Source organism: Paenibacillus sp. JCM 10914, from assembly GCF_001315105.1.
Classification (GTDB): Bacteria; Bacillota; Bacilli; order Paenibacillales; family Paenibacillaceae; genus Paenibacillus_AQ.
The window spans coordinates 39,503-64,643 of record NZ_BAZR01000028.1 but is presented as its reverse complement, the minus strand read 5'-3'; the positions used below and the strand labels follow the sequence as shown (position 1 = coordinate 64,643).

General features: G+C 47.1%; 28 protein-coding genes and 1 pseudogene. 1 reads left to right on the top strand and 28 read right to left on the bottom strand.

The window, feature by feature from the left end; translation table 11 throughout:
• Positions 1–10: 10 nt before the first annotated feature.
• The 14 genes and pseudogenes from JCM10914_RS31515 to JCM10914_RS22725 all read right to left on the bottom strand — a co-directional run bounded on the left by JCM10914_RS31515 (position 11) and on the right by JCM10914_RS22725 (position 10,808).
• Positions 11–253, bottom strand: coding sequence for an ABC-2 family transporter protein (locus JCM10914_RS31515; RefSeq protein ID WP_269433917.1), 243 nt, complete (start codon positions 251–253; stop codon positions 11–13).
• A 107-nt stretch (positions 254–360) separates the two neighbouring features.
• A pseudogene (locus JCM10914_RS31510) lies at positions 361–720 on the bottom strand (ABC-2 family transporter protein); the annotation flags it as partial.
• Positions 721–824: 104 nt separating this feature from the next.
• Positions 825–1,634: an ABC-2 family transporter protein gene (locus tag JCM10914_RS22770; RefSeq protein WP_023965127.1), complete on the bottom strand. Its 810-nt coding sequence runs from the start codon at positions 1,632–1,634 to the stop codon at positions 825–827.
• A complete protein-coding gene (locus JCM10914_RS22765; RefSeq protein ID WP_023965126.1) occupies positions 1,631–2,614 on the bottom strand; it encodes an ATP-binding cassette domain-containing protein in 984 nt (327 codons plus the stop codon). Before JCM10914_RS22765 ends, JCM10914_RS22770 begins: the two co-directional genes overlap by 4 nt.
• Before the next feature lie 59 nt (positions 2,615–2,673).
• Positions 2,674–3,849 carry a radical SAM protein gene (locus JCM10914_RS22760; RefSeq protein ID WP_023965124.1) on the bottom strand — a complete coding sequence of 392 codons (1,176 nt, stop codon included), beginning with the start codon at positions 3,847–3,849 and terminating at the stop codon, positions 2,674–2,676.
• Positions 3,821–4,927, bottom strand: a complete 1,107-nt coding sequence (locus tag JCM10914_RS22755; RefSeq protein WP_023965122.1) for a hypothetical protein — start codon at positions 4,925–4,927, stop codon at positions 3,821–3,823. The genes JCM10914_RS22760 and JCM10914_RS22755 overlap by 29 nt, the downstream gene beginning before the upstream one ends.
• Before the next feature lie 22 nt (positions 4,928–4,949).
• Positions 4,950–6,332: a hypothetical protein gene (locus tag JCM10914_RS22750; protein WP_023965120.1), complete on the bottom strand. Its 1,383-nt coding sequence runs from the start codon at positions 6,330–6,332 to the stop codon at positions 4,950–4,952.
• Positions 6,319–6,594, bottom strand: a complete 276-nt coding sequence (locus JCM10914_RS22745) for an acyl carrier protein (RefSeq protein ID WP_023965118.1) — start codon at positions 6,592–6,594, stop codon at positions 6,319–6,321. The genes JCM10914_RS22750 and JCM10914_RS22745 overlap by 14 nt, the downstream gene beginning before the upstream one ends.
• Before the next feature lie 224 nt (positions 6,595–6,818).
• On the bottom strand, positions 6,819–7,514 hold the full coding sequence (locus JCM10914_RS32005; protein WP_023965116.1) for a CD3324 family protein: 696 nt from the start codon (positions 7,512–7,514) through the stop codon (positions 6,819–6,821).
• Positions 7,515–7,525: 11 nt separating this feature from the next.
• Positions 7,526–8,230 carry a hypothetical protein gene (locus JCM10914_RS22735; protein ID WP_023965114.1) on the bottom strand — a complete coding sequence of 235 codons (705 nt, stop codon included), beginning with the start codon at positions 8,228–8,230 and terminating at the stop codon, positions 7,526–7,528.
• Between the two features lie 190 nt (positions 8,231–8,420).
• Positions 8,421–8,687 carry a hypothetical protein gene (locus tag JCM10914_RS30860; protein WP_231638740.1) on the bottom strand — a complete coding sequence of 89 codons (267 nt, stop codon included), beginning with the start codon at positions 8,685–8,687 and terminating at the stop codon, positions 8,421–8,423.
• An 89-nt stretch (positions 8,688–8,776) separates the two neighbouring features.
• Entirely contained in the window at positions 8,777–9,340 is a 564-nt protein-coding gene (locus tag JCM10914_RS30855; protein WP_231638741.1) for a PQQ-like beta-propeller repeat protein, read from the bottom strand.
• Positions 9,313–9,819 (bottom strand): hypothetical protein, encoded by a 507-nt coding sequence (locus JCM10914_RS30850; RefSeq protein WP_023965108.1) that lies wholly within the window; start codon positions 9,817–9,819, stop codon positions 9,313–9,315. Before JCM10914_RS30850 ends, JCM10914_RS30855 begins: the two co-directional genes overlap by 28 nt.
• Before the next feature lie 107 nt (positions 9,820–9,926).
• Positions 9,927–10,808, bottom strand: a complete 882-nt coding sequence (locus JCM10914_RS22725; protein WP_052019900.1) for a sigma-70 family RNA polymerase sigma factor — start codon at positions 10,806–10,808, stop codon at positions 9,927–9,929.
• Positions 10,809–10,912: 104 nt separating this feature from the next.
• On the opposite strand from JCM10914_RS22725, the gene JCM10914_RS22720 reads away from it, so the two are divergent.
• On the top strand, positions 10,913–11,440 hold the full coding sequence (locus tag JCM10914_RS22720; protein ID WP_023965104.1) for a cupin domain-containing protein: 528 nt from the start codon (positions 10,913–10,915) through the stop codon (positions 11,438–11,440).
• A 101-nt stretch (positions 11,441–11,541) separates the two neighbouring features.
• Here JCM10914_RS22720 and JCM10914_RS22715 read toward each other — a convergent pair whose 3' ends face one another.
• The 14 genes from JCM10914_RS22715 to JCM10914_RS22650 all read right to left on the bottom strand — a co-directional run bounded on the left by JCM10914_RS22715 (position 11,542) and on the right by JCM10914_RS22650 (position 25,114).
• A complete protein-coding gene (locus JCM10914_RS22715) occupies positions 11,542–12,630 on the bottom strand; it encodes a Ger(x)C family spore germination protein (RefSeq protein WP_036719647.1) in 1,089 nt (362 codons plus the stop codon).
• Positions 12,627–13,697 (bottom strand): GerAB/ArcD/ProY family transporter, encoded by a 1,071-nt coding sequence (locus JCM10914_RS22710; RefSeq protein ID WP_023965100.1) that lies wholly within the window; start codon positions 13,695–13,697, stop codon positions 12,627–12,629. The genes JCM10914_RS22715 and JCM10914_RS22710 overlap by 4 nt, the downstream gene beginning before the upstream one ends.
• On the bottom strand, positions 13,690–14,772 hold the full coding sequence (locus JCM10914_RS22705; RefSeq protein ID WP_081739875.1) for a spore germination protein: 1,083 nt from the start codon (positions 14,770–14,772) through the stop codon (positions 13,690–13,692). The genes JCM10914_RS22710 and JCM10914_RS22705 overlap by 8 nt, the downstream gene beginning before the upstream one ends.
• On the bottom strand, positions 14,714–15,034 hold the full coding sequence (locus JCM10914_RS22700; protein WP_023965096.1) for a hypothetical protein: 321 nt from the start codon (positions 15,032–15,034) through the stop codon (positions 14,714–14,716). The genes JCM10914_RS22705 and JCM10914_RS22700 overlap by 59 nt, the downstream gene beginning before the upstream one ends.
• Positions 15,035–15,149: 115 nt before the next feature.
• Positions 15,150–16,469 carry a DUF4179 domain-containing protein gene (locus JCM10914_RS22695; protein WP_036719644.1) on the bottom strand — a complete coding sequence of 440 codons (1,320 nt, stop codon included), beginning with the start codon at positions 16,467–16,469 and terminating at the stop codon, positions 15,150–15,152.
• Positions 16,396–16,998, bottom strand: a complete 603-nt coding sequence (locus JCM10914_RS22690; protein WP_023965092.1) for a sigma-70 family RNA polymerase sigma factor — start codon at positions 16,996–16,998, stop codon at positions 16,396–16,398. Before JCM10914_RS22690 ends, JCM10914_RS22695 begins: the two co-directional genes overlap by 74 nt.
• 153 nt (positions 16,999–17,151) lie before the next feature.
• A complete protein-coding gene (locus tag JCM10914_RS22685) occupies positions 17,152–17,388 on the bottom strand; it encodes a DUF896 domain-containing protein (protein ID WP_023965090.1) in 237 nt (78 codons plus the stop codon).
• Positions 17,389–17,555: 167 nt separating this feature from the next.
• A complete protein-coding gene (locus tag JCM10914_RS22680; protein WP_023965088.1) occupies positions 17,556–19,052 on the bottom strand; it encodes an Lsa family ABC-F type ribosomal protection protein in 1,497 nt (498 codons plus the stop codon).
• A gap of 446 nt (positions 19,053–19,498) precedes the next feature.
• Positions 19,499–20,323, bottom strand: coding sequence for a GNAT family N-acetyltransferase (locus tag JCM10914_RS22675; RefSeq protein ID WP_023965086.1), 825 nt, complete (start codon positions 20,321–20,323; stop codon positions 19,499–19,501).
• 93 nt (positions 20,324–20,416) lie between these two features.
• A complete protein-coding gene (locus JCM10914_RS22670) occupies positions 20,417–21,259 on the bottom strand; it encodes a hypothetical protein (protein ID WP_023965083.1) in 843 nt (280 codons plus the stop codon).
• Between the two features lie 372 nt (positions 21,260–21,631).
• Positions 21,632–22,501, bottom strand: a complete 870-nt coding sequence (locus JCM10914_RS22665) for a hypothetical protein (RefSeq protein ID WP_023965081.1) — start codon at positions 22,499–22,501, stop codon at positions 21,632–21,634.
• 374 nt (positions 22,502–22,875) lie between these two features.
• Complete coding sequence (locus JCM10914_RS22660) at positions 22,876–23,259, bottom strand: DUF1992 domain-containing protein (protein WP_023965079.1); 384 nt, start codon at positions 23,257–23,259, stop codon at positions 22,876–22,878.
• A gap of 17 nt (positions 23,260–23,276) precedes the next feature.
• A complete protein-coding gene (hprK, locus tag JCM10914_RS22655; RefSeq protein ID WP_023965077.1) occupies positions 23,277–24,194 on the bottom strand; it encodes an HPr(Ser) kinase/phosphatase in 918 nt (305 codons plus the stop codon).
• 137 nt (positions 24,195–24,331) lie between these two features.
• Positions 24,332–25,114, bottom strand: coding sequence for an S-layer homology domain-containing protein (locus JCM10914_RS22650; RefSeq protein WP_023965075.1), 783 nt, complete (start codon positions 25,112–25,114; stop codon positions 24,332–24,334).
• Between the last annotated feature and the right edge of the window lie 27 nt (positions 25,115–25,141).

Sequence of the window (25,141 nt, the reverse complement as noted above, 5' to 3'; positions counted from 1 at the left end):
CCCTCTCTTCTTAACTGCTTGCACTGCTATAACCCCTCACGGCCTGTTTCCAAATCAGTCGTATGATAGATAAGAGCAGAAGCGATCCGACCAGCGCCAGTCCTACATGGAGCCAATCGAGCTGCCCCAGCAGAAACATTGGTCCGAAATTGGTAATGAGGAATAGCGGAATGACAAAGGTTCCGATTCGGCGGATCCAGGTCGGATAAATGGCCATGGGGAAATTGTTCGCGTCCCAGGCGGAATGGGCCATCTCCGACGCAGAACCTGTTTGAACGAACCAGAATGACAACAGCGCCGGATGATCATCAGGCAGTAGGTGATGACTACGGCTACGAGCAACAGCAACATAAACCCGCCAAGTTGCAGTAACGTCAGTGGAATGTCCATCGCATGCCAGCCGATACCGATCATAACCAAACCTACTACAATATCAGGGATCGGCAGCGCCAAATCGACGTAACGCAAGGAAGCCATGAATTGGAGTGAAACCGGTTTGGTCAGCATGAGATCAAGCCGGCCGTCCTTAATGTATTCCGAAATATTCGTAAAGTTGGTGAAGAACATCCCCATATAAATGCCGGTTACAACCGTATGCATGCCAAGAAACAGTAGCAGCCCTTCAGGCGGTATACCGTCAACGTGTAGATCGGTGCGAAACACAACAAGCACGTATAACAGCTTGGCGAGCAGGTAGACGGATTCCACCAGGAGACTCATCATAAAGTTGCTCCGGAATTCCATCTGCGCGATGAGGCAATTTTTAATGAACATACCGTATAAGGTAACGTATTTTCTCATGATCCTAAACATACGAATAGCCACTACCCCCCGACCGCCGAATATTTCTGCATGGAGACTCGCCATGTCAGTCGGGAAAGCCAGAAGAATAGCCCGATCCACCCACACTGGATGAGTAGGCCCGTGTACATTGTCCCCACTTCCGATTTGCCACTAAGGACATTGACCGGAAAATAAATGGTGTACGGAAAGGGGGTATACTGCAGTGCTTTCACGATCGCCTCCCCGAAAATCTCTAACGGAAACATACCACCGCTCAGGATGTTGACGAGCAGACTAGTAATGACAAAGAAATACGAAATTTCATTCAAATAAAAGGCACTTGCACAGATGCAGTAGGCGATCAGGAAGTTGAGCAAGAGCGCCCCCCACAACGTGACGACGAACAGAATCAGCCTTACAGCCTCTAGCTTGAGCACGCCCCCAGCAGCGGCGAACCCAATGATCCCTACAAGCACTAATGCCGTAATCGCGTAATAGATCGCCTTCTGTCCTAGAAAAGACACCAGCCGATATCCGAAATAGCTGACCGGCTTGATCAGATACTTGTTGAGTCCGCCGTTCTTGATATCGTCGACGATCTGGTGCTCGAACTGGGTCGCGATCAGCTTGGACACCAGCCCGGCCAAGATCGTGTACAGAATAATTTGATGATACGAGTACGAGAACAGTGCCGTCTCGCCGGAATGCCGGTACACCGCTGTCCAGATAAAGTATTGAACGAGGATCGGAAACGCAGCTCCAAGCAGACCGAGGAAGAAATGGAACCGGTATTCCATCGAGTGCTGAATCCCCATCGAAAAAACAGCCGTGTACAATCTGCGTCTGTTCATCCGACAGATTCCTTGCGGTACAATCTTGATATACTCTCCTCAATCGGAACGTCCTCAATCGTCCAATCCAAAATATCAAACGAATCGAGCACTGCGCGCGATACTTCCTTCATCCGGTACTTCGGCAGCTCCAGTACAGCATTGTAATCGTCGTGGCTCACAATTTTTCCGTATGGGGCCAGTCGCTGCTGCGCAACCGGCTCGGAGAACTGCAGCCTAATAATTTTGTGCTCGCCAAATAAATGGTTGATCTTGTGAAGATCGCCGTCGTACAGAAGACTCCCCTCATTAATGATGATCGTCCGCTTGCACAGATCCTCCACATCCTTCATGTAGTGGCTCGTCAGCAGAATCGTTGCACCATGCTGCTCATTATAATATTTCAGAAATTCCCTGACCTTCTTCTGCGAAGGAAAGTCGAGACCAATCGTCGGCTCGTCCAAGTACAACAGCCTCGGACGGTGAATCAGAGCGGCAATCAGTTCCATTTTCATCCGTTCACCCAACGATAGGCGGCGTACCTGCACGTTCAGGAGTTTCTGTACGTCAAGCATCTCCGATAGTTCGGCTAGATTGCGGCGGTAGAGATCATCGTCTACATCATATATGCATTTGTTCAGATAAATCGACTCACTGGCCGGCAGATCCCACCAAAGCTGGTTTTTCTGACCCATGACGATTGAGAACTGTCGTTTGAAATCGTTCTTGCGCTCCCAAGGCACATAACCGAGCACGCTTGCCTCACCACTGGTAGGGTACAAAATACCTGATAACATCTTCAGCGTCGTGGTCTTCCCCGCCCCGTTGGGGCCGAGGAATCCAACGCACTCGCCGGGTCCAATATCGAAGGAAACGGATTTAACCGCTTCCTTCAGGAGTGATTTGCGGGCAAACAGATTTTTCAGTGAATGTTTAAGTCCTGCTTCTTTCCGGTAATACACAAATGATTTGTGCAGCTCCCGCACACGGATAAAGTCCATCCCTGCTCCTCCTGTATAATTGCATGTAGTCCCTTCATGGACGGTAAGATGTTTGAACGCTAGACTCCATTGTTATACAAAAGTACGCATTTAGAGCATATCGGCATCAGACCGCAGGCCAGTACCTCGCGCTGTTTACGCAGATCCTCACCGTGAAATATGTCCGCCACACTATCTTCGTACAGATTGCCGACACTGAATTCCGGGAAGAACTTGCATGGATTCACCTTGCCGTCCGGCATGACATCCATTCGATTTGAGATGGAGAAACACTTCGTCCGCTTCATGGCCGGTTTCTCGCTGCCCCGGATGAAACCTTCCACCTCTTCTGGCTCCAATGCCGGCTGATAACGAATGCGTACATTCCACACGCGATCGTTGACTCGCTTCAGCTCCTCGATCAACGTGTCGAAATGATCCGGTGAGATGTGGAACGTAAAGGAATGCCAGCTGTTCTTGTGATTGTCCGCAAAGCGAGAGGCTAGGTGCGGGAAATGAGCGTCAAAGTAAGTGTCCATTTTTTGCGCCGTTTCGGAAGGAATGTACCACGGAAAGCAGAAATAGACGGAATCTACGCCCATCTCTTCGAAGAATTCCATGAAGCTGTAAAGCTGACCAACCATCTGGTCATTAACGGTCAAGGCAACGGACACTTTGCCCTTGTATAGACCTTGCTGTTGCAGTTCCAGCAGCAGTTGTATCGCATGAATGACTTTTTTGAATGTGCCCTTGCCTCGGATCGCGTCATTCTCCTTCTCGAAACCTTCCAGGCTCACCAACATGACCAGATTCTCCGACATTTTCAGAATGGAATCGAGCTTCTGCTCAATGAGAATGGCATTAGTACAAATGGTTGTGTATCGGTCTTCCTTGGCGAGCAGCTCCGCCAGTTCATCGAACTTGGAGTAGAACAGCGGCTCCCCGCCCCACAGGAATACGCGTGATTTACGCTCTATCGTCTCGGCTAACAGCTTCTCCACGACAGGAATGTCAATCTCGTCCTTCTTTACTTCCTTCGCAAAGCCGTGGTGGAAGCCGTCCGGATTCCATTCGAAACAATGCTTGCACCGCAGGTTACAGCCGTTATTCAGCTTGATCCCGATCTCATAAGGCACGGGGGCGGCATAAGTCGGGTCCTCCCGTAGCTTCCTGCCCGTTTCCGCGAGTGGTACCAAGGTTCGTTTCATATTTTGAAAAGTCAGTTGGTCAAACGTGACGGCTGTTTTCGGCTGCATAAGTGTTCCTCCCATAATGGTTGATTTGTGAACGCTGCTCCAGCGAACATCTGTGCATTCCCTCAAGATGATGTACCGAGAAATCCCGCGCTTTCCATTCCGCGAACCGGATTCCGAAACCACAAGCTTCCCAATAGATTGAATTGTGATGCTCATGCTCGCCGAACGGCTCCAACATGACAAAAGGGATTCCGTAGGCCAGCGAGTCATTCAGCGTCGCTCCTCCCGGCTTGCTGATCACCGCAGCGCAGTTGCGCATCAGGTCCGTGTAAGAGGAGTAATCCCTGAGCGGGATCTCCCGAAGAACGTTGTCCTTACGCACATAACGAATCATTGGCGGGAACGTATGCCGCCCCTGCGCATCCCGATTCCACGGCTCCCAGGTTGCTTCCGTTCCGAAGTATCGCGTAACTCCGTCATCTTCCTCCACCTCGGAAGGATCATAGACGATCACATCCAGACGATAACCACGATGCTGCAGCTCTGAGATGGTGCTGGCATACGTACCGATTCCCCAGCCACCGCCATGGACCAGAATGCCTCCTTCACGTTGCGCGTATGGCAGAGGCTCCGTCTCGTTCGATGCAATGTAGCTCATCGGGGACAACTGCGAAGGCTCATAGAACCAGTCGTTGTGGTAGCCAGGATATAAGTTCTTGTGTACCTTAAACGACGGCGAATCCCACGCATCCAACCGGATCAGACGAATGTCCAGTGGGTTGCGGGCCATGGTCTTATACCGCTCCAGAATAGGCAGCCAAAAGCCGGTAAACACGGCAAATCGGGAGACACCTTCACGCTCCCAGGCGTCTAACAATCGCTGAACTTCCTCCTCATCCAGAGAGGAGTCAACAGGCTTGGCCAGCTTATGGCCCATCAGAGCAACGGCAAAATCGGCATGAAATGCTTGTTTGGTAGAGCGGATCTTGCGCCGAACTTCTTCGTGATACAGATTCTCCAGTACATGAACCTCTGCACGAACGCCCCTTTCTTGCAGGTACGTATGCAAGTGCATGGCTGGAACATATGCACCAAGTGAATTGCCTGACGCTAACAGAGAAATCGAAGATGAATTCATGCGCAGCCTCCGAGTTTGCAGATTAGTTATACACTTTAATCGACAGGTCGGTGAGCGTTTGCCGCAAACTTCCGATCAACACACTGCGATGTCCTTCGTTACGGCCCACTATGGAAGCATAAAGCCGCCCCTTCGCTATCCCGCGTCTGTCCTGTCTTCCCTCGGCGATACGACGGGCCGCTACAACTTCATTCACAATAACCGTGTTAGAAGAAAGAGGGACGATGCCATAACCTTCTTCCGTTGTTAACAGAATTCCGGATGCGTGCAGCGCATCCAGCAATCGCTCGAACGTAAAATCTAATGGAAGACCGAGGGACAAGAATGTAAGCCAGCCGGTATGACCGTGAGCAGCCCAGCGTCGATCAAGATAAGCGTTAATGAGACCCATCGACTTGCGGGCATTGATCTCTACAATCGGTACGATATTCCCATCCTCCAGAATCATCGAGTCGAAACAAACGAAGCCGTAATAACCGTCTTCTGTCAAGACCCGGAGTGCTTCATCCATCACACGGAAATAACCGGCGGTTTCCAGCAAACGGATAAAAACATCATCTGCCGTGATCGATCCGCTATAATTTTGCTGATGATTGATCATCTGTTGGACAGAGATGAATTTCTTCTCACCGTTCATGTCAATATACCAGTGGGAGCTGAAGTCGATCTCTTTCCTTAGCAGCGGCTCCAGCAGAAAGTGACAGCGCAATCCACTTCTCTCCTGCTTAGACAAGTGCTCGGCTATTCTGTTCTGCATGGTTTCGCTGTCGATAAGCAGATTACCCTTACCGGAGACACCGAAGGGATCCTTCAACAGATAAGCCCTTTGCTTAAGAAGTTGATTACCGGCTGATACCATTTCCGCTGCACTGTTTACTTCAGTCCCGTAGCACTTCTCACCGATTCTATTCAAAAGTTGATTCGAATATATCTTGGAGTTGACGCGCACTACGGTTTCAAGGCCAGGCAAAGGATGCACCAGCGATGGATTGGCCTCTAAATATGCTCCCGTATCTGCTGTAATTGCGTATGGTGATAACCGACTTTCCTTAAGCTGGGATGCGTCTTGATTCAATGCCAATCCGAACATGCATTGTTTGAAAATTTCTGGTTCAGGCAGAGGCTCGGTGCCGTTAGTCAGATCAAAGTGATAACGATTCTGAAATGTAAAATCTAAGGCATTCAAGTACTCGAGCAGCGCCGGATCGATTCGGCAGCGGCTGTAGAGAATATCCTCCGGCCCGCAGAATGGAAATAGCAGCTCGTCCATACAAAGCACAATCGATTCTCGCTCCCGATCAGGCATTGCAGGCAGTTTGGCAAGCTGCGGATCTCTCCATCGCGTTTCGGGATCGAATGTGCCCATCACGATCGTGGGAATTGTGCCGCCTTTACTTCTGGACATCTTCGTACAGAGCTTGCTCCTGAGGCTGGCAGCTTTTGAGGAAGGTAATAAACGTGTCAATCGTCTGAAGATGTTCGTAATCGAAGTGGTCATAATCAATGACGACGTTCAATTGGTCCTCGACTTTGAGCATAAACTGAATCATCTGCAGTGAATCGAGGCCGATATCGTTGTTCAGTTCCGTGGCAGGAGACAGGGATTGGCGAAGTTCCGGTTGATCTTCTTTGATTGCGCACAAAATGTCTACGATTTTTTCGTACATGACTACACTCCTTTAAAGTGATAATGTGTAAGGGTACAACCGAATCCTTATATTTACTGCTGCCATGTTACTCCAAACTGATGATTATGTCCCCTCCCTTTTCCATAGTTACAATTATTATCATCACTATTCCATTTTCTGTCAATAGAAAAAACTGCTCAGAGCACAGCACAGAAAAAGCCGCCAAACGGAGGCGGCTATCTGCGCTCTTTCCAGGAGCAGCATTACATTCGATCCATAAAAAATAGCACGGTTCCATACAGCTTCATGAACTTCTTATAATCCTCCGGTTCCTTCATGAAGATGATTGCAGGGTATGCATTTACTTTGCGCTGTTTCAAAGCAGCTATCCGTTCGTTCTGCTCGACATCATAAAACTTTCCATCCATATACTGAATTAGAAGCGGTGCATAATCCGTTATATCCTCATCTATTTCTTTGTCATGAGCTCCCCCCGGCTCTATATGTTGATATGGAATGAGACGCAATGGCAATTTGACGACGCCAATATAATGAGGATCATCACTCGTAAATTCATGTAAAGGAAGCGTAGCCTTTCGAGTAAGGAGCAGATAACATTGAATCCATTCTTCGAGCATTCCGACACTCGCATAGTTAACTGCTGAACGGACAGTAGGTGCATATGCAAATTGCTTGTCATTTTTCTTAGAGTAGATAATTTTCTTAATGGAATCCAGAGACAAGTAATATTCGTCAGCAAGTTCTGAAATCGTCATTCCGTTCGTGTACTTATTGCGAATCATGATGTTACGCCGCTGCAGTTGATCCCTGTATCCCGACATTTCGCCCCAGGCTTTTTTATCCTCAGTTGGAATATACAGCAGCTTCCCCGCGGCATATTTCTGGACTTCCTTTAGCAACTTCTCTGGCAATATATCATTAGCATTTTCGTAATTCATACGATTATCCTCTATAACGCATATATACGATCCTTCAGTTCACGGATGGAGATCATGATCGTTCGGCAGGACTCCGTGTCATCAATCGACGCATGCCACCGCAGGACATCGATACCCTTATAATAAGCCATGCATAAGAAACGTTCTTTGAAGTCTGGAATGATGATACCTCTCTTCTCACCATACTGGAATAACAATTCCGGTATCTTCAGGTAAGGCTTATTCAAGTCCATAATCACAAAATCCAAGAGAAAGTCGCAAATGCCGGACCGACTCCAATCGGGAAAGCCAACCGTTGTCTTGCCATCGGTAATCATGAGTTCGAAGAACGTATTGTTGTTGACCAAGTAACGTCTTCCTTCGCAGTAATCTATTCTCTCGTTCATCTCCTGCAAGTAGTGCTCCACAAAATCACGATCCAACATGGTCGTATCGTATAATTCCGTCCAGTTCAACCAATATCCTTCTCGATCTTCCGCAAACGTATCATTCAGGTACTCCCTGCAGGTGTTGTAGCTTGTTCGCCCCCCTTCATCGAAGTCACCATAACCTGCTATCCCTGTAATATCAGATGCACTAATTTGTAATACTTTGTCAAAAAACAACTCGTGGCAGTCTGCAAACTGTGCTGGGTTTAATTGATCAGCAACAAATCCTTGTGGTGTAATGCTTACGCGATCAGCAACCATCGATCTGATCATATCGTCTTTGCTCATGTTTAATATCCCCTTTACTTGGATTGATCGTTTACACATCAGTTGCGCACCTGATATATCGTCATGATAGCATGGGTAAAAGAGTCCGATATAGGTAATGAATAGCTTAATTTAAGATTACATACGTAATAGAGCCGCATGGTATGCGGCCCTATAGTCAATTCATAGAACGATCTCAAACCCTATTCGCTTAACGCAATGAAGCCGGTATTTTCACTCCGAGGAGTTTGCCTTCCGCTTGGACGATCAGCATATCTCCCGTCTTCAAGGTTGACTCGTGCAGATCTGCCCCTGTTGTTACTCTAAAGGCAGGCTTCGCCGTCAGTATGTTAATGCCAAGCAACGTGCCGTTGCGCTGCGCTCGGTACATTCCTTTACCGTATACGTCAAGCTGCGAGATCGGAGCGTCACCGCTCAACTCCACCGGCTGACCGTTTGCCAGCTTAACGCCCGTCATTTCTCCTGTTTTATAATCCCTGTACATTAATCTTTCCTGGACCACGCCAAGCAATATCCACTGTTCGCCGTAAGGACGCCGCAAGATTCTCAGTGGAGCTTCGCCCGCTTTGTAATCGTCAAAACGATACTCTGCACCTGATTGCCTTGTTCGATATATAACTTACCGCCGCTTAAAAATACGCCAGAGTGGCCGTGCTCGTACGGTGGTTCCTGCTCCAACTTCCAGGTGAATTCGCGGCTTCCCTTCTGAATCCCGCTCTTGAGATTATACGCGTTCACGATCACTGTGCGATCCGGCACGGACTGATAATCGAGTAACAGAGGAGAATAGTAATCGATCGAATACACGAGGCCGTCTTTGATTGTCAGCGCTTCACCCTGACCGAAATGTCCCCAAAGCTTCTTGCCCGACTTCTTGTCATACGCATTCAACTGAACGGATGTGAGCGCTCCCTGAACCATAAACGTACGCAGAATGGCACCATCCGCTTCTTCCAAATAAGCGGTTCCATGTCCATCGGCTAACGGCTCGTTGGCCTTCCATCGTAGTTTGCCTGTCGCGCGATCAAATGCAAATGTCATGCTGCCATTAATGGCATAAAGCGTGTCGGATGTTGGAATCATTACCTCAGTGCGCAAACGTGTATCGATGAATGTGGATGTGCCGGACTTCCATTGCAGCTTTCCAGTCTTGGCATGAAGAGCAAACGCTTCTGATCAGCAGACAGCCCATATACGACGCCATCCCCATACGTCACATAAGGCAGCAGATCCTTGCCATAACTCCATAACCGTTTCCCTGTCTTCGCATCGATAGCAACCAGTTGTTTGCCGGCGAACGTAAATATTTTCCCTTCCTCAGCGATGGCATGGTGACCTTCATAGGTATCATACATATTCAGATAATTGTCTACCTGCATCGTCCAAGATGGCTTTATCGTCGGTACAGAGATATGTGAGGAAGAATGCCAGTTTCGGAGCGATAAATCGGCGGTTTCCGCATGGACTTGTGGCGGCACTAGAGCCATGATTCCGTGTAAAGTAAGTATGCTAGCGACAATACCCGATACAAGACGCTTGCTTAGTCGCTTGCTCGGATGTTGGATCCATGATTTCTTCTTGATCAACATGGATTGTCCTCCCATCAGTAATAGTATATTGTCCTTCGACAATATAACGTGTAATGGCAGGAAAATGTTTCAAGTAAACAGGTGAATACATAACCAGGAAATCGCAATCACACACGATTTTTTTGTCGCCTGATATAGATCAGTTTGTCGGGATTAACCGTTGCATAGATGGCTTGAATGCGGTCGTTGTGTAGCTGAAAAGAGAATACATACAAAATGTCCGCTCCCAATGACAGGACAAGCCCCCATTGCCCGTTGACCTGTTCGATTTCGGTAATCATGCCCGTAGGCACGAAACCGGATGTTTTCATGAGAAAACGGGCGGTACGCTCAGCCGTACGTACAGGAACCAAAGAACCGGGTACTTGCCCTCCGCTGTCTGCGGCAAACACAATATCATCGGCTAGCAATTCCATCAGTTTAGCTATATCGCCGTTTTGCAGCGCATATACGAATTGTTCGATCAGCAACCTCGTTCGAGTTGGATCAGGCATGGAACGTAGCTCGATCTGTCCAATCGATTGTTTGGCACGGCGATAGATTTGCCTGCAATTTGCTTCGCTTTTTTCGACAATATAAGATATTTCCGCATAATTGAAGCTGCCCACTTGCCTAAGCACGAATATCGATCGTTCTGTCTCCGATAGTTGCAGCAGCAGGATCAAATAAGCTGTCGCCAGAGATTCTTGAAACAGAACTCGCTCGGCGGGATCCTCGGTCAGCATCGGCTCTGGCAGCCATGGACCACGATAAGCTGAACGCGCCCTTGCGGTCTTGCTCATGTAATCCTTACACTTGTTATACACGATTTTGCATAGGTACGCTTTCTCATCTTTCACGTCCCGTCGAAAGCCTGCTTGCTGCACATCAACAAAAGTGTCTTGCACAATATCTTCAGCATCGTTGGCTGTTCCGAGCATTCTATAGGCAATTGCAAATAACAGGTCCTTATGGGTTTGGAAAAGAGTCGTCGAATCGATATGTACCATGCCCCCATTCTTAACCATAAATTATAAGGGATCGAAAGATTCGTGTCACATTTTCGTCCAAGTTTCGGACTTTATATGTATCAAACACGAGAAGAGGCGATTCTATGACTGAACCAAGACCGATCATAAAAGTGCTGCGTTACCCGGACGGACAAACCGTTACTTGTCTGGAATGGGATGAGGATGGTGCATATTTAATAGTTGAACACCGAATACATCGGGAGGGAGCGATTAACGGTCCCCACTGGCATCCGGATTTAACGGAAAAATTCACCGTCGTGGAAGGTACGATGCGATTCATGGTGGACGGTAAAGAGACTTTGGCCGGACCCGGTTCGTCACTGGTTATATCACCAAGGCAGATACATCAATTCTGGAAGGTAAATAAGGGTCTGCTTGTGATGTTGCACGAGGTCCGTCCACCGGGCAACCACTGGCAGATGTTCGAGTTATTACATAAGCTCGAAACGGAAGGGAAAATGAACCCACGGGGAATTCCTTGGAATCCACTTTGGATCGGTTTGGTCTGGGCGTCGATGGACGGTTATATTGCCGGCCCTCCAAAGCTTTTGCAACAAATTGTTCTAGGTGGCTTGGCTCGATTAGCCAGATTGCTGGGTTATAAGTTGTGATATTGTCCCCCATTTCTGACAGCGCAAAACTACGGCGCGCTCTATGAGCGCAGCCGCTTCTTCTTTCTTGTTTTGCCATCGGTTGGCTCCGAGCGCCTCCATTATTCTTTTAGCATGTGCCCCTGATCATTGGCGTTATTTTCTTTAAAATAGATATCATTCAGCACGTTCACGCGCACGTTTATTTGTTGCTCCAAGCTCGGAAACCATCTGGTCTTCCAATCCTTGATCTTCTCTTCTGTTAATTCGGGACGGAAGATCAGACCGACTCCGAGTACATCCGATTGCAAATCGTGTATCTTCTTGACGGTTTCGTTAAATTGCCCGCTCAGTTGCTTCTGCATCTCTTGCTCAATCAACGTCTTGCCTTTTCCTTCGGGGCTTTCGGTAATGACGACGTTGAGGAGAACATCCGTCAGGAGCACAGGTCCTTCGTCCGACCACTTGGTATGGTGTTTGATTTTGGTATTTTGGATTAGCACACTTGTATTCTGCGCTACTTCGATCGTTCCGCCTGAATATCTGCCTTTGAATAAATTAAATAACAAGGTCTCGTCCTGACTCAGTGTGCCAACCATCCGATCCTCGTCCATTATGGCCGTACCTTTAAAGGTAAACAAAGTCCGCTCCCCGTTCTTAAGCATCGGAATCGCCATGTCTTCGGAATAGGAGTTTTGACTGCGATAGGCTTCCCATATTCTGACGATCGACTGATTAGGAGTCCATCCCGCTTCCTCACTAAAAAAATCGTACGAAGATATTTCAGGTGTCGGTGAAATTTGATGATACATCGTCTTTTCAAAATCACCGTCTATGATTCCCACCATCCCCTTAATCGAGATATCGTTGGCTCTGACGGCAAAATTAATAATGTTGCCAATCCCCTTTTCGGCGATCTGCTTATCGATCAAGAGCAATCTCAGATGCACCATCTCAATGCTTTTCTCGGAATCCGTTCGTATCAAATCAATGGCTTTGCTGATCGATTTGGCCTCTTTATCAATAATTTGTGTTCTGCCTGAAGCATCCGGGATCTGCATCACGATTCTGTACTTCTGAGTTGTGCCTTTCCCCACCCCCATAACGACAGGGAGATACTGCTTGTTAATATCCTTCGTGTCCCAGCACCCCGCAAGCAACAAACTCATGGCCAGGGTTGCTATCATGATCTTTATCATTCGGTTGTTCATGCGCTCACCTTCTTTCGTCGCCATTGAGCTGCAACGAACACAATAATCGGAAACACTATGACACTGTATAGACAAAAGTAAGTATTCAGATTCAAATAGGAGTCCAGGACACTGACGTTCGGTATCCACAACGATATCAGGTACAGAGAGACACAGACCAAAGATATTACCCATATTCTGTTGATTCTCGGCGCAAATAACTGATGCACCAGCTCCACCAGCATCCAGAGTAATACGGATACCTTCAATACGCCCAGCGCACTGGAAGCAACCACATAAAAGCTTGGCAGCCAGTCAAATACAACCCACTCCAAATCAATCGTATCTGATGCCATCAACATCGGATATTGCAGATTGGCTACCGTTTCTTGTCCAAAAACGAGCAGCGGAACATACACCGATCCCAAAGCAAATACAAAAATGATACCGACAGCCAGCGCAACTTTACGAAACTGATCCCCCTGTTTGGCGGGGATCATGCCCAGGAACAGGAAGCCTGCTAAAATGACTGTGCACACATAAAAATCCGTATGGGAGAAAAATGACAGCTTGCTGTCCCATATCGGAAAAATATAACTGAATTTATAGTTTTTGATACTAATCAGCATGGAAAACAAGATGAATGGCATCAACAGTATACATAATCCAACGCTGGCCCTGACAAGTACCGTGAGTCCCTTCCATGCTGCATAGAAGCAGAGTATGATGAAGACAGCCGATGTTGCCGATGTCGGCGTTCTCTGAAGCAATACGGCTTTGATTTCTACGGACTGAAAATACATTAATAAGAGAAGCTCTATATAAAGAAAAATCAGCAGCGGCACAGCGATCAACCTTGTCCCCCATTTGCTTACCGCGCCATTACAGATATCCAACACCGTTTGTCCCGGGAACTTGGATAGTGCTTTTAAATACAACCACAGTACCAGTAACTCTACTAAAAAAAGAATCGCGACGGGGATCCAGTGCCCTTGGGAAGTGGCCGAGATGATGCGCTCGGGAAAAATGGAAAAGATCGAAGCAAGATGCAGTAGGATAAACAAGGTAAGGACTTGTGTTCTATTCATCCGGAAGCTTTCCTTTCACGCTGAAACTTAAATAAGGAACCGAGCACGTGGTCAACGAGGCAAAGTAGATTGTAATCCAGATCAATGCCGCTTCCAGCCCCCATATTCCGAATAAGGAACTGACTAGCATCACAACGTACTTATACATTCGAATTCCCGTTGTATTCATATATCCGGCCAACACAAAATTAGCAATCGCAGAGGCAACCAGAATAATAATCAATAGATTACTGACAAGTTTGGCCTGGACAATGGCTTGTCCTAACAGGATGCCGCCGATCATCGTAATCGTAGGACCGATGTTCTTGGGAAGGCGAATGGTCGCCTCGATGATCATCTCCAGTAACAGCATGACCAGCAGCATCTCAATCAATGAAGGATAGGGTACCCCTTCCCTGTTCTTGGCTACCGTAATAGCTAATTGGATCCGCAGTAGTTCCGGGTTAACGGAGTTAAGCACGACATACATGCCTGGAAGCGTCATGGCCAACAGTGCACCAATCGCTCGTATTGTCCGCAAGAACACTTGAAACAGATAAGGATAGTTGACATCCAGCGTGGTTGACCACAGATCGGTTATGATCGCCGGGAACGAAAAGGCAAACGAGAACTGGTCAATCAGGATGACGACTTTTCCGTTCTTCAGATTCTCTACCATTTCTCCCGGGAGCTCAGAGGAGACATAAGTAGGCGTGAGCGCGAATTTCGGATGTCCCAGAATACGCAGCAAATCCCGGACCGTGGTAAGCTCCTTGTCTTTATTTTGTTCCAGCTTTTCCTGAATCGATTGCACGACTTTCGGTTGGGCAATTCCCTCCAGATAGACGACGGCCATTTTCTTCTTCGATTGGACGCCCGTGGAACGGCTTTCAATAACCAAACGGTCAGACCTTAATTTTTTGCGGAACAATGCAATATTCGTATTAATATCTTCCGTAAAGGCGTCGTATGCGGACTGAAGCGGGTTCTCGCTTTCCGGAGAAGTTACCGGCCGGGATATATCGTGCTTCTCCGATTCAAGGACAGCGATTGACTTCCGGGCTAAACAAGATAAGCTTGCCTTGCAGCAGCTCATTGGACAAGCCGTCTAGAGACATGGATGAATCGCCCTCAAACGGCTTAAACTTCTGAATTAGGGAATCATCTTCATGCTCGATAGCCGCTTGATTAATGGCAGAAAGCGTCGTTGGGAGATTAACTAAGCTTTCCAGATAATAAGCTGCGAATTCCTCGACGCCAATTATTATATTCTTGCAGACGAAATCCGAGCTCTTCTTGAATCGTTCACTCAGTTGCTTTTCAATCTCACGAAGGTTCAACTTATCCGATTGCTGCAAATTTTACCACCTCTTGCGAAGTAGTATGTCGTTGTGCGAATAATTTATTCGCCCACGTATAGACCTAAATAAAAAAGCTGCATTTCCTGCAGCTTTTAGAAACTGAATCCATTTTTTATTTTTGTGAAGTCATCGGGATATAAACACTTTTATCGTAAGATTTAATATAGTGGAATTCGTCCAGCAAGAGCAGCTCCGGCCGCTCGGTAGTCTTGAACGAATACGTCTGCTCCCAGAGGATATTGCCGTTCTTCAGATCCCATGTTCGTGATTGGGATATTGATGATACAGGTACCGTCTTGCCCCCCGCCTGTACGGATACATGTTCCTTCTGCAAGAAGGTGAATTGTTTTCTGGCAATCACGATATCGTAACCAGTCGCGGTTCGGGTAACGCTGCGAATCCACAACTTCTCATCGCCAATCCGGATGGAATGATCGGATGGTGTGGCCAGAGAGATTGCATCTTCTACCTTCTGGTATCCGCTGGCATTTTTCAGAACAAGCTCAATGCTCTTGATATCGTCTGTCGGAAGCACGTCAAATTCAAGCTCAAATGCCGGAACGCCATGGGGGCCGGAATGATCAGACCGCATTCCCCATGACTTTACTTCCATGCCATTCACATAGAGACTCGTCTTGCCTGGGAACCTCGGGAATCCCTCATACTCCATTTCGAAATGCCCTTTCACGATGGTTGACGTTGGTGAAGCGATAATGGAGTCATAGTGGACAGATCCCCGATCGACTGAAACGGATTTGGCAATATCCTCTTTAATGATGCTTTTCATCGCTTTATTCGCCTCAAATTTGAAGGAGACCGGGTAAGTAGCTCGCTCTCCATTCTCCAGCCACTCACTGAAAGTGACGGTTAACGTTCGCGAGAACGGACTGACAGGCTCAAATTTATATACGCCCTCGAACTGAGTCTCGTCTGCACTATGGTTGCCACCTCCCTCTTTAATAGTTGAATTCGTCATGAAGCCTTGTATGCCGTTCACGTTATAACGAAATGATCCGTTGTCCATAAATACAGAGCCGTCGCTACGATTGATGGTGTAATACATCAACAGTGCATTATCATCCGCAATCACCCCATTGATCGTGATGACCGTACCATCGGCCAATGTTTTGCTTTTGTTGACGGACTGACCATAGCCTTGTTCCGCCAATTCCGCGAAGCTGAGCGAGCTGAGTTCAATTTTGTTAAGCAACATTCCTCCGTAATAAGCAAATGCCGGATATTGATAGGCCCCAACGAGCAGCAGGAGTGCCGCGGCCGATGATAATCCCCACGTAACCACCCGATTCATTTTTTTCTTACGCGTAGGAACAGCAGTCAAGGCCAGTCGAAGTTTGACTTCAAGTCCGGGCGGGGCCTGCACCGTATTCCGGTTCTGCTTGTGTTCCTCTAATCTCTCCTCGATCGTCTTCATAACGATCACCTCCGATCATGGCTTTCAGTTTAAGTATGCCTTGCGAAATTCTCGATTTGATCGTGCCCATCGGTGCACCGGTCATGTCCGCAATGGTCTGATAAGGCAGATCATGAACATAACGAAGTTCGATTGCTTCCCGCTGTCTTGGGTTCAGATGAGACAGTAACTCCTGCATATTCATATCCGACTCCGTCCAGCGGTATGGATTAACCTCGGTTAATGCAGGTAACGTGGATTCTTGCTCGTCCCCGAGTGGAAGAAATCGCTCCTTCTTGCGGAGTAGCGTTTTGCAGCGATTAACCAGAATGGTCTTGCTCCAACTGTAGAAAGCCTCCCCCTTATGCAGTTGACCCAGTTTCTCATACAACGTCACGATCATGTCCTCCATCGCATCCATCGCATCATGCTCGTTCCCCATGTAGCTGTAAGCTAGACGATAATAAACGTCCTGTTCGGCCAGGATGAGTTGCAATAATGCCTCTTTGTTGCCTCTTTGGGCTTGTCTGACAAGACGACTTACATTCATGTTGTCCCCCCTCTTCGTAGATAAGAGATCGCTGCGATGACAAAAGTTCATTTCGCACAAAAAAAACCTCCACACCCCATGTCGACAGGAAAAATCATCCTATCCCCAAGAGGTTGCGGAGGTCTTGAATCCATCGGTGCTCAAATTATGCGCTTAATGCAGCTTGGACGCATTCTGCTGTTGCGTTATTCTCAGTTTCTCCGGGGTTACGTCGTCACCGTTCGGATCTACAACTTTCAGGGTAGACATGGTGGATAACACTTGCCCTCGGATCGCTAATAAATATTCCTGACGAAGCTGCTGCTGTTCGTCTTGTTCGGCTTGGGTCAGACCTTCGTTTTTTTGCTTGCGGCTAAGCTCGTTAATTCTATGCAATGAAGGAATGGTCATCGTTATCATTCATCCTTCCTTAGATCAGGTTGTACCTGTCAGTTTACTGTAAAATAGCGATACGTGCAATAGACGCATTCTTTCAGAGCTTTATAGCCATCAAAGAACCTCTCATCATGGACGTGGATAACATCCATACCTGAGAGGCTCTTTAACTAGAACATGAGTTATGGAGTAGAAGGCCTGGATAGTTCTACGACCTTGGTGGCAACGTTGTTAACAAATTCACTGTCATGTTCAACGAACAACAGCGTCGGCTTGTATTCGAGCAGCAGCTCTTCAATCTGCATCCGCGAAATGACATCCACGAAATTAAGCGGCTCATCCCAAATATACAAGTGGGCTCTTTCGCTTAAGCTTCTGGCAATTAAGACCTTCTTCTTCTGACCACCGCTATAGGTAGACATATCCTTCTCGAATTGAAGCCTGGAGAAATCAAGCTTGCGCAAAATAGATTTAAACAGGCTTTCATCGATTCCGTGGCTCTTGGCGTAATCGGACAAATCGCCATGAAGATGGGACGTATCCTGGGATACGTAAGATAGCTGAAGCTGGGCGTCTTTCTGGAACCCTCCGTCGTACGAAATATCCTCGCCGCAGATCAGCTTCATGATGCTGGACTTGCCGGAGCCGTTCGCACCGGAGAGTGCAATTCGCTCCCCTTGCCCGATCTCAAGCGACACATCCTCACATACTCTGTTCCCATCGTAGAAGATCGCTACATGATCCAGCTCAACGAGACGCTCCTTGTGAAACGGCAGCGGCGCAATGTGCAAACTCTCCGCACTCTCAATATTCTTGAGGAGCTTACTCTTCTCTTCGATCGCGGATTGCTGCCGCTGTTCAATAGCTTTGGAGCGTTTCATCATTTTGGCTGCTTTATGGCCGATATATCCTTTGTCAACTTTGGAGCCTGAATTTCTCGTGCCGTTCTTGGTGCTCTCCACTTCATGCGACCAGCCGCTGGTTCTTTTGGCCGATTCCGACAGGCGATGTACGTCTCGCTTCAACTTCTCATTCTGCGCCAGCTCGAATTGATCCTGGCGGTGCTTGTTCTCCCACCACGTCGAGAAATTCCCCTTCTGGATTTCAATATTCGTCTTGTTAATGGATAAGATATGATCCACGCACCGATCCAGGAAGGCACGGTCGTGCGAGACCAGAATATACCCGCTTTTACGACCAAGGTAATCGGCAACCAGCTTTCTTGCATGCATGTCGAGATGGTTCGTCGGCTCGTCAATTAGCAAGAAACGGTTCTCCTTAATGAATAAGGTGGCCAGAAGCACCTTCGTCTGCTCGCCGTTAGACAGCGTCTCGAACGGACGATACAGCACATCCTCCGAGATTTTCAACCAGTTAAGCTCTCGAACCAGCTTCCAATGCAGGTAGTCCGGGTATACCTCTTCGATTACGTCAATGGTGAGATTTTCTTTATGCTCGACCTCAAACGGGAAATATTCGAATTCAACGCTTGCGGAAATCGTCCCACTGTATTCAAGCTCTCCTAACAGGAGACGAAGGAATGTAGTCTTACCTCTGCCATTCCTGCCTGTAAATCCCAATTTCCAGTCGGTATCAATCTGAAAATGGACATTCTCAAAAATATTATCGTAAGTGCCTTCATAGGCAAATGTCAGGTTTGAAACATGAATCTGTGACATTTAATATCGACCTCCTGCTGAGTATTGGCGAGAATGCACGCATACGATCTCGCCTGTTACACGGAAGTCATAAAAAACGCCGGAGAGCACTCATTCAACCAGTGCTTCCCGGCGCTTACGCAAATCCAACCCTATTACAAATAAACCTGAGCGGACAGTCAACTAGATTGCTAGGCCATTATCGATATGGGGGGATAAAGTTCCGGTAACTGATTGTTTATCAAGTGAACCATGCCAAATAATCGCGGAGCTGACAGGTTCACAAATACATCCACAACCTCTAATTCCGTCATCGTTTTATCCCTCCCTTTAAGTTTCATTATTATGAACACAACTTAGCATATCCTTTGATGAAGGTCAAGATTATGGCTGGTAACAAGATAGGACAAACAAAAACCCGCTTGGTTACAAGAGGGTTTTTGGTTTGTCTGCGAATATCAGGGCTATCATCCAGATGGGTACGTATAGTAATCTTGTGCATGCACCACTTTGAATCCTACCGATTTATATAAACCTAAAGCGTGTTCATTCTTCGTTTCTACTTCCAAGTGTACCGAATATCCGGCGGAGCTTTGTTCTTTGGTGACTTGACGCAGCACCCGTCTGCCTATTCCTTTGCCTTGATGTTCTGGCAAGATTGAAAATCCATAAATCCAGGCTTGCCCTTCTTCTCGGGTCACCCGCAGTTTACCTACTGTTCCTTCATCGTCAACGTCTATCATGAGGATAACCGTATTATCTGGTTCGATGTTGCTTTCCATCACGCTTGCATCTTCTTCGTCCAAGCCGAACGCCGTAACGGATAATCGTACACGCATTTCGTAATCTTCCGGCGTTGCTTGCCTTAGGACAATTCCGCCCATGTCTTCAAGAAACCTTTCTTGCCACTCCATTTGAAACTCCGAGAATGAGTACTCGGCCCCCTGTTTGCTCAAAAAACCTTTTGCCGTGTCGGATCCCGCAGGCGCGTTCAACAATATTTTCTTGTATCCGTCGGTTTTTATTTGTTCCATTCCTTGCCCGAATAATCGATGGAAATGCCCCTTCCGCCGTTCGCTAGGTTTCACCATGCCGCATACTTCGACGGTAGATCCAAAGGGATACAAACCCAAGAATGCTGCTAGTTTCCCATCTTCGTAATGAAAGAAATCCAATTGATCCGATTTGCGGTCTCTAAGCATTTCCCAGTTAAGTTTCAGTTGTATACCATCATAATTTTCACATGTGGCTTGCAATTGTGCTATATCTTCTAATTGTTGTGTTGTTAACATGAAGTCTCCTTTTAGAAAAAGCCGGGGGTTACACGGCTCTAATATCTATATGTACCGTCTAGCCTGAGCATTAGCAGCCTTCAACGATTCATATTATTCTATTCTACCCACGTTGCTTCCGAAAGCTTCAATCTGGGTTAATGCGGGAAATAGCGCCTCATCGCCTTTGATCAAGCGTTTGAGCACCAACCATTCTACTTTACGGGGCTGGATGTCAAAATACTGGATGCTGCGGTTTTGCTGCGGATAAAGTTGTTCCTCTGAGCCGTCGGAGAAGGCAACCGTCACTTCTCTCCACCAACTATCATGAGGAAAATCGCCGCGTAAAACGAGACCTAACCGACCCAGTTCTACCTTCCTCCCGAAATCCAGCGTCAGCTCCGCATCGGCTTGCTGATTAATCCCCCAAGATTGATACGGGTATTCACCATGGCTGAAATTGGCATACACGCCATCAATCGCATTGCGAGCGAAGAAGGTGGGGTTATTCCTGGTTTCGACATTCGCATGGGCATGCGGGTAGGCACTGGAATCATGCTTCTGGTCGTGAGGATTCAATGCCAGATTACGATACTGCGTTACCTCACTCTCCATTGCATACCTGGCCGTGACATAGTGTTTCCTGCCGGTAAAAGCCTTCTCGGGATAGGCCTGCTTAAACGATAACGGAAGCTCATATTCCCAGACTTCACCTTTTACATAGATCAGTGACGGACTAAGCGCTTCATCCATCTGAACGACCAAATACGATTCTGGAGCTTCTGTCGTAATTCTATATTTGTCGCCAGCATTGTACTCCAGATGCTGACAAGCCAGATGCGTAAATCCTTCTGCTTCCCGTTCCATGACGTAACGATTAGAACTGTGCGAATCTTGATACTCTTCTACTCTTACCTTGCCGTCGCTATTCAATAATTCAATCTTGATGGTTGGCATTGTCCTTCACTCCTCACCCATGATTAAATGAACTCAAATGGATTAATATGAACCCATAAGAACATTATAGGCCTGCGGAAGCGAAGGATAAAGCGTTATTTGTGACAAACCGAATATAGATTGCTTGATATGCCTCCGTGTCAAGTATTGTAGGCCATACTCCTCTCTCAGATAAAGCCATCCCAATTATGATGCCTCCTAGTTAAATTACTCTGAGTGTATCACCAACTAATTAATAAGAAGCAATAAAGAATAGTTATAACTGTTCTTTATTACAAATCTTCGATTAATAAATGATCATGTATTGGATCATACAGAAAAAAGGCTTGGAGACCATCTCCGCGCCTTTTTTCTAGCCCTCGATTCCCTCTTTTACCAAGTACTAAGTTCTGTTCTTTTCCACTGATTCTCCGTAACGCAGACATATACATGTTCGTCATCCCATGCCATCTGCCCTTGACTGCACGCATCTGTGGATGAAGCAGGCGTGTATTTCTCACGGATTCGAAGTTTGTCGCCGTTGACATCCAGCTTCGTGTCAGGGTCATTCGTCCCAACTCCAATATTACCGCTGCTGCGTTGGATGGTAAGCGGGGAGTCGATGACTTCGCCATTGTCATCATAACGAACAAACTGCATATTCGCACCGGAATTGTCACCCGGTTCTTCCGAACTATCTGCCCGTACGGCCCATCTCGTTGATGTCTCATTATCTTCCCCAGCTACACTGAACTGAAGATCCCGGTTCGTCCCGCGTTCTCCTGCCACTCGCAAGATTCCGCTCATGACGTTGAAATTAGACGAATGCGTTCGGATTTCGCTGACATCGGTATCGAAAGGAATTTCAAACCGGGTGAACAATTGGTCCGGATATTCACCTTCCGGAGACATCGTAGTCTCGAAAGAGATATGCTTATGGTCACGCTGCTCAGGGTTGTTGGCTTTGTCGTGCGAGATGATCGCTGATTTATTCATCCCCTTCTCATCAACCCAGACGATGGCCGGTTTAGCTCTGTCTGCCGTCCATTGCAGCCGAATCAGATCCGACTGATGCCCTTCATCCTTGATCCATTGCTGATCAGTAGACAGATGCAGCCGTTCATTATGTGGAACGCGGATATTATTATCGGATTGTTCGAGCTCGCTAAGGTTGAACTCTGTATCTTGCTTCTGATCTGCACAGCCCATGCCCATCAAGCAGAATGCGCCTACAATCATCATGATCGTCCTGAATAGTTTCACTTACGTTCCCTCCATCAACTTAGATTCGAATCATGTCTGATCGTATATGATTCGACAGCGATCGTATACCCACTTCCACAACAATCCCGGAAAAATGATTCTTTCCGTCTATACCGTAAATGGCGTGTTCAACCAATCAAGATAGTCCTAAAATGCAAGAAACAGAAAAAAGCCGCCGATACGGCGACTTGCACATGCATATGTTCATACTAACATGACATGATCATCAGGACCCAATTCAGCATCGGTTTCAACCCGTTTCATCGGACACAAGCCCCATCTTAAGCTTAAGCTCCGGTATGGTTCCTTTTGAATACATTTTCTCCTTTTAACCACAGTTCGCTATCCCGCAAATTACTTCATTATTTGTTCGGCTAAGCCCACTTATCAACGGCATCCAGCAAATTCGAATGGGATACCAATCCTTTTTGCAGAAGCGGATTCGGCACGGTGCGATTGTACTTCATAATCTTCTCGTTAATGTCGTCTAACTCTGCGTCTGAGAAGATGTTATCTGGTCGATCCAGCAGACGCTTAATATCGGCTACGATTTCTTTTCGCAGCACGATCCATGGCGGTTGATAGTTCGCATTCTTCATAATTCCAGTCAACACATCGCCATCTTCGATCTTAATCGGCTTCCCTTTGAGCGGTAAATCATCAAAGCCGCCTTTTCTGGCGAATTCGTCAATGGCTGATTCCAGCAGCTGACCACTTGTCGACGTCGAACGTCTCTCGTTGTCATCCTTCTCATCCATACCCGTCACCTCTTTCATTAGGACTGCATTTCGTCCTCGACCCGCTTCATAAATTCCTCGGCTGCGCTGTAACCGAGTTGCTTCAAATACCAATTATTAGCCGCTGCTTCGATCAAGCTGGCAACATCACGGCCCGGTTGTAACTGAACTTCGATATGCGGGATTTGAATACCAAGGTATTCCGTGAATTGAGGAGCTGCTTCCAGCTCATTATTTAATGAGTTATCCTGCCATGGTGATAGCTCAATGTCCAGCACGATACGCGTCTCATCTTGAAAGGCCGAACGCCCATACTGCCGTACAACGTTGATCAGCCCGATGCTCCGCAGCGCCAGAAACTCGCGAGTCGTCTCGTTATGCGTGCCGAGCAGCGTTGATGGCCCCAGCTTCTTGAGCACAACGATATCGTCAGCCACGAATCGGTGACCTTGACGGATCAACGTGTGCGCTGTCTCGCTTTTACCAATTCCGGATTTCCCTCTGAGCAAGATTCCGATACCTGCCACATTCACGCATACGGCATGAATGGACATCTCCGGCGCTAAAGCTTTTATCAAATATCCGTCAAGCTTGGCAATAAAATCGGTTGTCCGCTCCTTCGTCCGCAGTAACGGAATGCCTTCTTGATCACAGAAGAGCTTCAAATAAGGGATCTCTTGTTGTCCAGAGGTCACAATAAAACACGGCGGATGATATTTAACAATATTTCCGATATGAAGCTTGCGTTCATCTACGCTCAGCGTTAACAGATAGTTAATTTCCTTGCGTCCGAGTATCTGCACGCGCTCCATTGGAAAAAAATCAAAATACCCTACAAACTCCAGTCCCGGCCTGTGTGTCTGAGAACGGGTAACTAAACGATCCATTCGATTGGATCCAGCAAGCACTTCTAATTGAAAAATATCCGTAAGGTTTTGAACGGTGATCGATTTCAATGTTTGTTTCCCCCCTAGCGACTAAGGAGTACCCATACCCCTGATATATTGCAGCATTCGGATATATTCAACGATTACTACTCGCTTTCCTGCAACTGTTTATAATCTTCTACCCAATGTAGGCCATTTTACGCTTGTTATGATTTGGTTGTGGCTTCATATAGCCGCTGTAATATCGTAGCCGCTTCGGCTCTTGTCACTAACGCTTTAGGGCGAAGGTAACCGTTATTGCCCGTCATGACGCCCATGCTCGTTAATGTAAAGAATGCATCAGCCTTAAATTCCTGGGAATCCCCGTCGTAGAAATACTCATTATCATACCCTTCGTTGTACTGGTCGATGTATAGTACGGGATAATATGCCGAGAAGTTGTCATAATAACTAGCTTGACGAATTTTGATATCCTTGAATTGTTGGGCAGCTAATATCACTTCTTCAACCTCAGGATGAAGCGTCTGCTGTTTATGGTCAGTCACGATGGAAGCCATCATCATGACATCCCAGCGTGTCAATGGCTTATCGGGTTTTACGTAGAACTGATAATCCGGGTAGGTACCGCCCACATCCTCTGCAAACAGCCAAATATAGTCACCGTTAAAGATTGCGGCAAAATCTTTATTAGCCCAATGCTTTCGAGCATCCGTAAACTCGGAGGGTTTGCCGGAAGAATGATTGATCTCCGGAAAAAGCTTTTGAAGCATATGTACGAATTCCGCTTTCGTTATCGTCTTGTCCGGCTTAAAGGATCCATCAGCATAACCTTTAATCACACCTCTATCCGCCAAAGAACGAATCGATTCCTGTGCCCATTCATATTTCGTTCCGGCGACGTCAGGAAACGTCTGGAGCGCATATGCAGTTTGACCAAACAATAGTGCTGTCGCTACCACCGGAGTGATGAGCCATTTCTTGTTAAACATTCCTTCTCCACTTCCTCTATCCCCAAT

What these genes read in the sequence shown, in the direction of transcription:
- JCM10914_RS22715 (WP_036719647.1), bottom strand. Translation starts at nt 12,630, where the DNA reads ATGAACAACCGAATGATAAAGATCATGATAGCAACCCTGGCCATGAGT.
- JCM10914_RS22720 (WP_023965104.1), top strand. Translation starts at nt 10,913, where the DNA reads ATGACTGAACCAAGACCGATCATAAAAGTGCTGCGTTACCCGGACGGA.
- JCM10914_RS22690 (WP_023965092.1), bottom strand. Translation starts at nt 16,998, where the DNA reads ATGAATGTAAGTCGTCTTGTCAGACAAGCCCAAAGAGGCAACAAAGAG.
- JCM10914_RS22770 (WP_023965127.1), bottom strand. Translation starts at nt 1,634, where the DNA reads ATGAACAGACGCAGATTGTACACGGCTGTTTTTTCGATGGGGATTCAG.
- JCM10914_RS22725 (WP_052019900.1), bottom strand. Translation starts at nt 10,808, where the DNA reads ATGGTACATATCGATTCGACGACTCTTTTCCAAACCCATAAGGACCTG.
- JCM10914_RS32005 (WP_023965116.1), bottom strand. Translation starts at nt 7,514, where the DNA reads ATGAATTACGAAAATGCTAATGATATATTGCCAGAGAAGTTGCTAAAG.
- JCM10914_RS22760 (WP_023965124.1), bottom strand. Translation starts at nt 3,849, where the DNA reads ATGCAGCCGAAAACAGCCGTCACGTTTGACCAACTGACTTTTCAAAAT.
- JCM10914_RS31515 (WP_269433917.1), bottom strand. Translation starts at nt 253, where the DNA reads ATGGCCCATTCCGCCTGGGACGCGAACAATTTCCCCATGGCCATTTAT.
- JCM10914_RS22710 (WP_023965100.1), bottom strand. Translation starts at nt 13,697, where the DNA reads ATGAATAGAACACAAGTCCTTACCTTGTTTATCCTACTGCATCTTGCT.
- JCM10914_RS22670 (WP_023965083.1), bottom strand. Translation starts at nt 21,259, where the DNA reads ATGCCAACCATCAAGATTGAATTATTGAATAGCGACGGCAAGGTAAGA.
- JCM10914_RS22680 (WP_023965088.1), bottom strand. Translation starts at nt 19,052, where the DNA reads ATGTCACAGATTCATGTTTCAAACCTGACATTTGCCTATGAAGGCACT.
- JCM10914_RS22685 (WP_023965090.1), bottom strand. Translation starts at nt 17,388, where the DNA reads ATGACCATTCCTTCATTGCATAGAATTAACGAGCTTAGCCGCAAGCAA.
- JCM10914_RS22735 (WP_023965114.1), bottom strand. Translation starts at nt 8,230, where the DNA reads ATGAGCAAAGACGATATGATCAGATCGATGGTTGCTGATCGCGTAAGC.
- JCM10914_RS22660 (WP_023965079.1), bottom strand. Translation starts at nt 23,259, where the DNA reads ATGGATGAGAAGGATGACAACGAGAGACGTTCGACGTCGACAAGTGGT.
- JCM10914_RS22705 (WP_081739875.1), bottom strand. Translation starts at nt 14,772, where the DNA reads ATGAGCTGCTGCAAGGCAAGCTTATCTTGTTTAGCCCGGAAGTCAATC.
- JCM10914_RS30850 (WP_023965108.1), bottom strand. Translation starts at nt 9,819, where the DNA reads ATGTTGATCAAGAAGAAATCATGGATCCAACATCCGAGCAAGCGACTA.
- JCM10914_RS22650 (WP_023965075.1), bottom strand. Translation starts at nt 25,114, where the DNA reads ATGTTTAACAAGAAATGGCTCATCACTCCGGTGGTAGCGACAGCACTA.
- JCM10914_RS22755 (WP_023965122.1), bottom strand. Translation starts at nt 4,927, where the DNA reads ATGAATTCATCTTCGATTTCTCTGTTAGCGTCAGGCAATTCACTTGGT.
- JCM10914_RS22750 (WP_023965120.1), bottom strand. Translation starts at nt 6,332, where the DNA reads ATGTCCAGAAGTAAAGGCGGCACAATTCCCACGATCGTGATGGGCACA.
- JCM10914_RS22675 (WP_023965086.1), bottom strand. Translation starts at nt 20,323, where the DNA reads ATGTTAACAACACAACAATTAGAAGATATAGCACAATTGCAAGCCACA.
- JCM10914_RS22745 (WP_023965118.1), bottom strand. Translation starts at nt 6,594, where the DNA reads ATGTACGAAAAAATCGTAGACATTTTGTGCGCAATCAAAGAAGATCAA.
- JCM10914_RS30860 (WP_231638740.1), bottom strand. Translation starts at nt 8,687, where the DNA reads ATGACGGGCGTTAAGCTGGCAAACGGTCAGCCGGTGGAGTTGAGCGGT.
- JCM10914_RS22765 (WP_023965126.1), bottom strand. Translation starts at nt 2,614, where the DNA reads ATGGACTTTATCCGTGTGCGGGAGCTGCACAAATCATTTGTGTATTAC.
- JCM10914_RS22695 (WP_036719644.1), bottom strand. Translation starts at nt 16,469, where the DNA reads ATGAAGACGATCGAGGAGAGATTAGAGGAACACAAGCAGAACCGGAAT.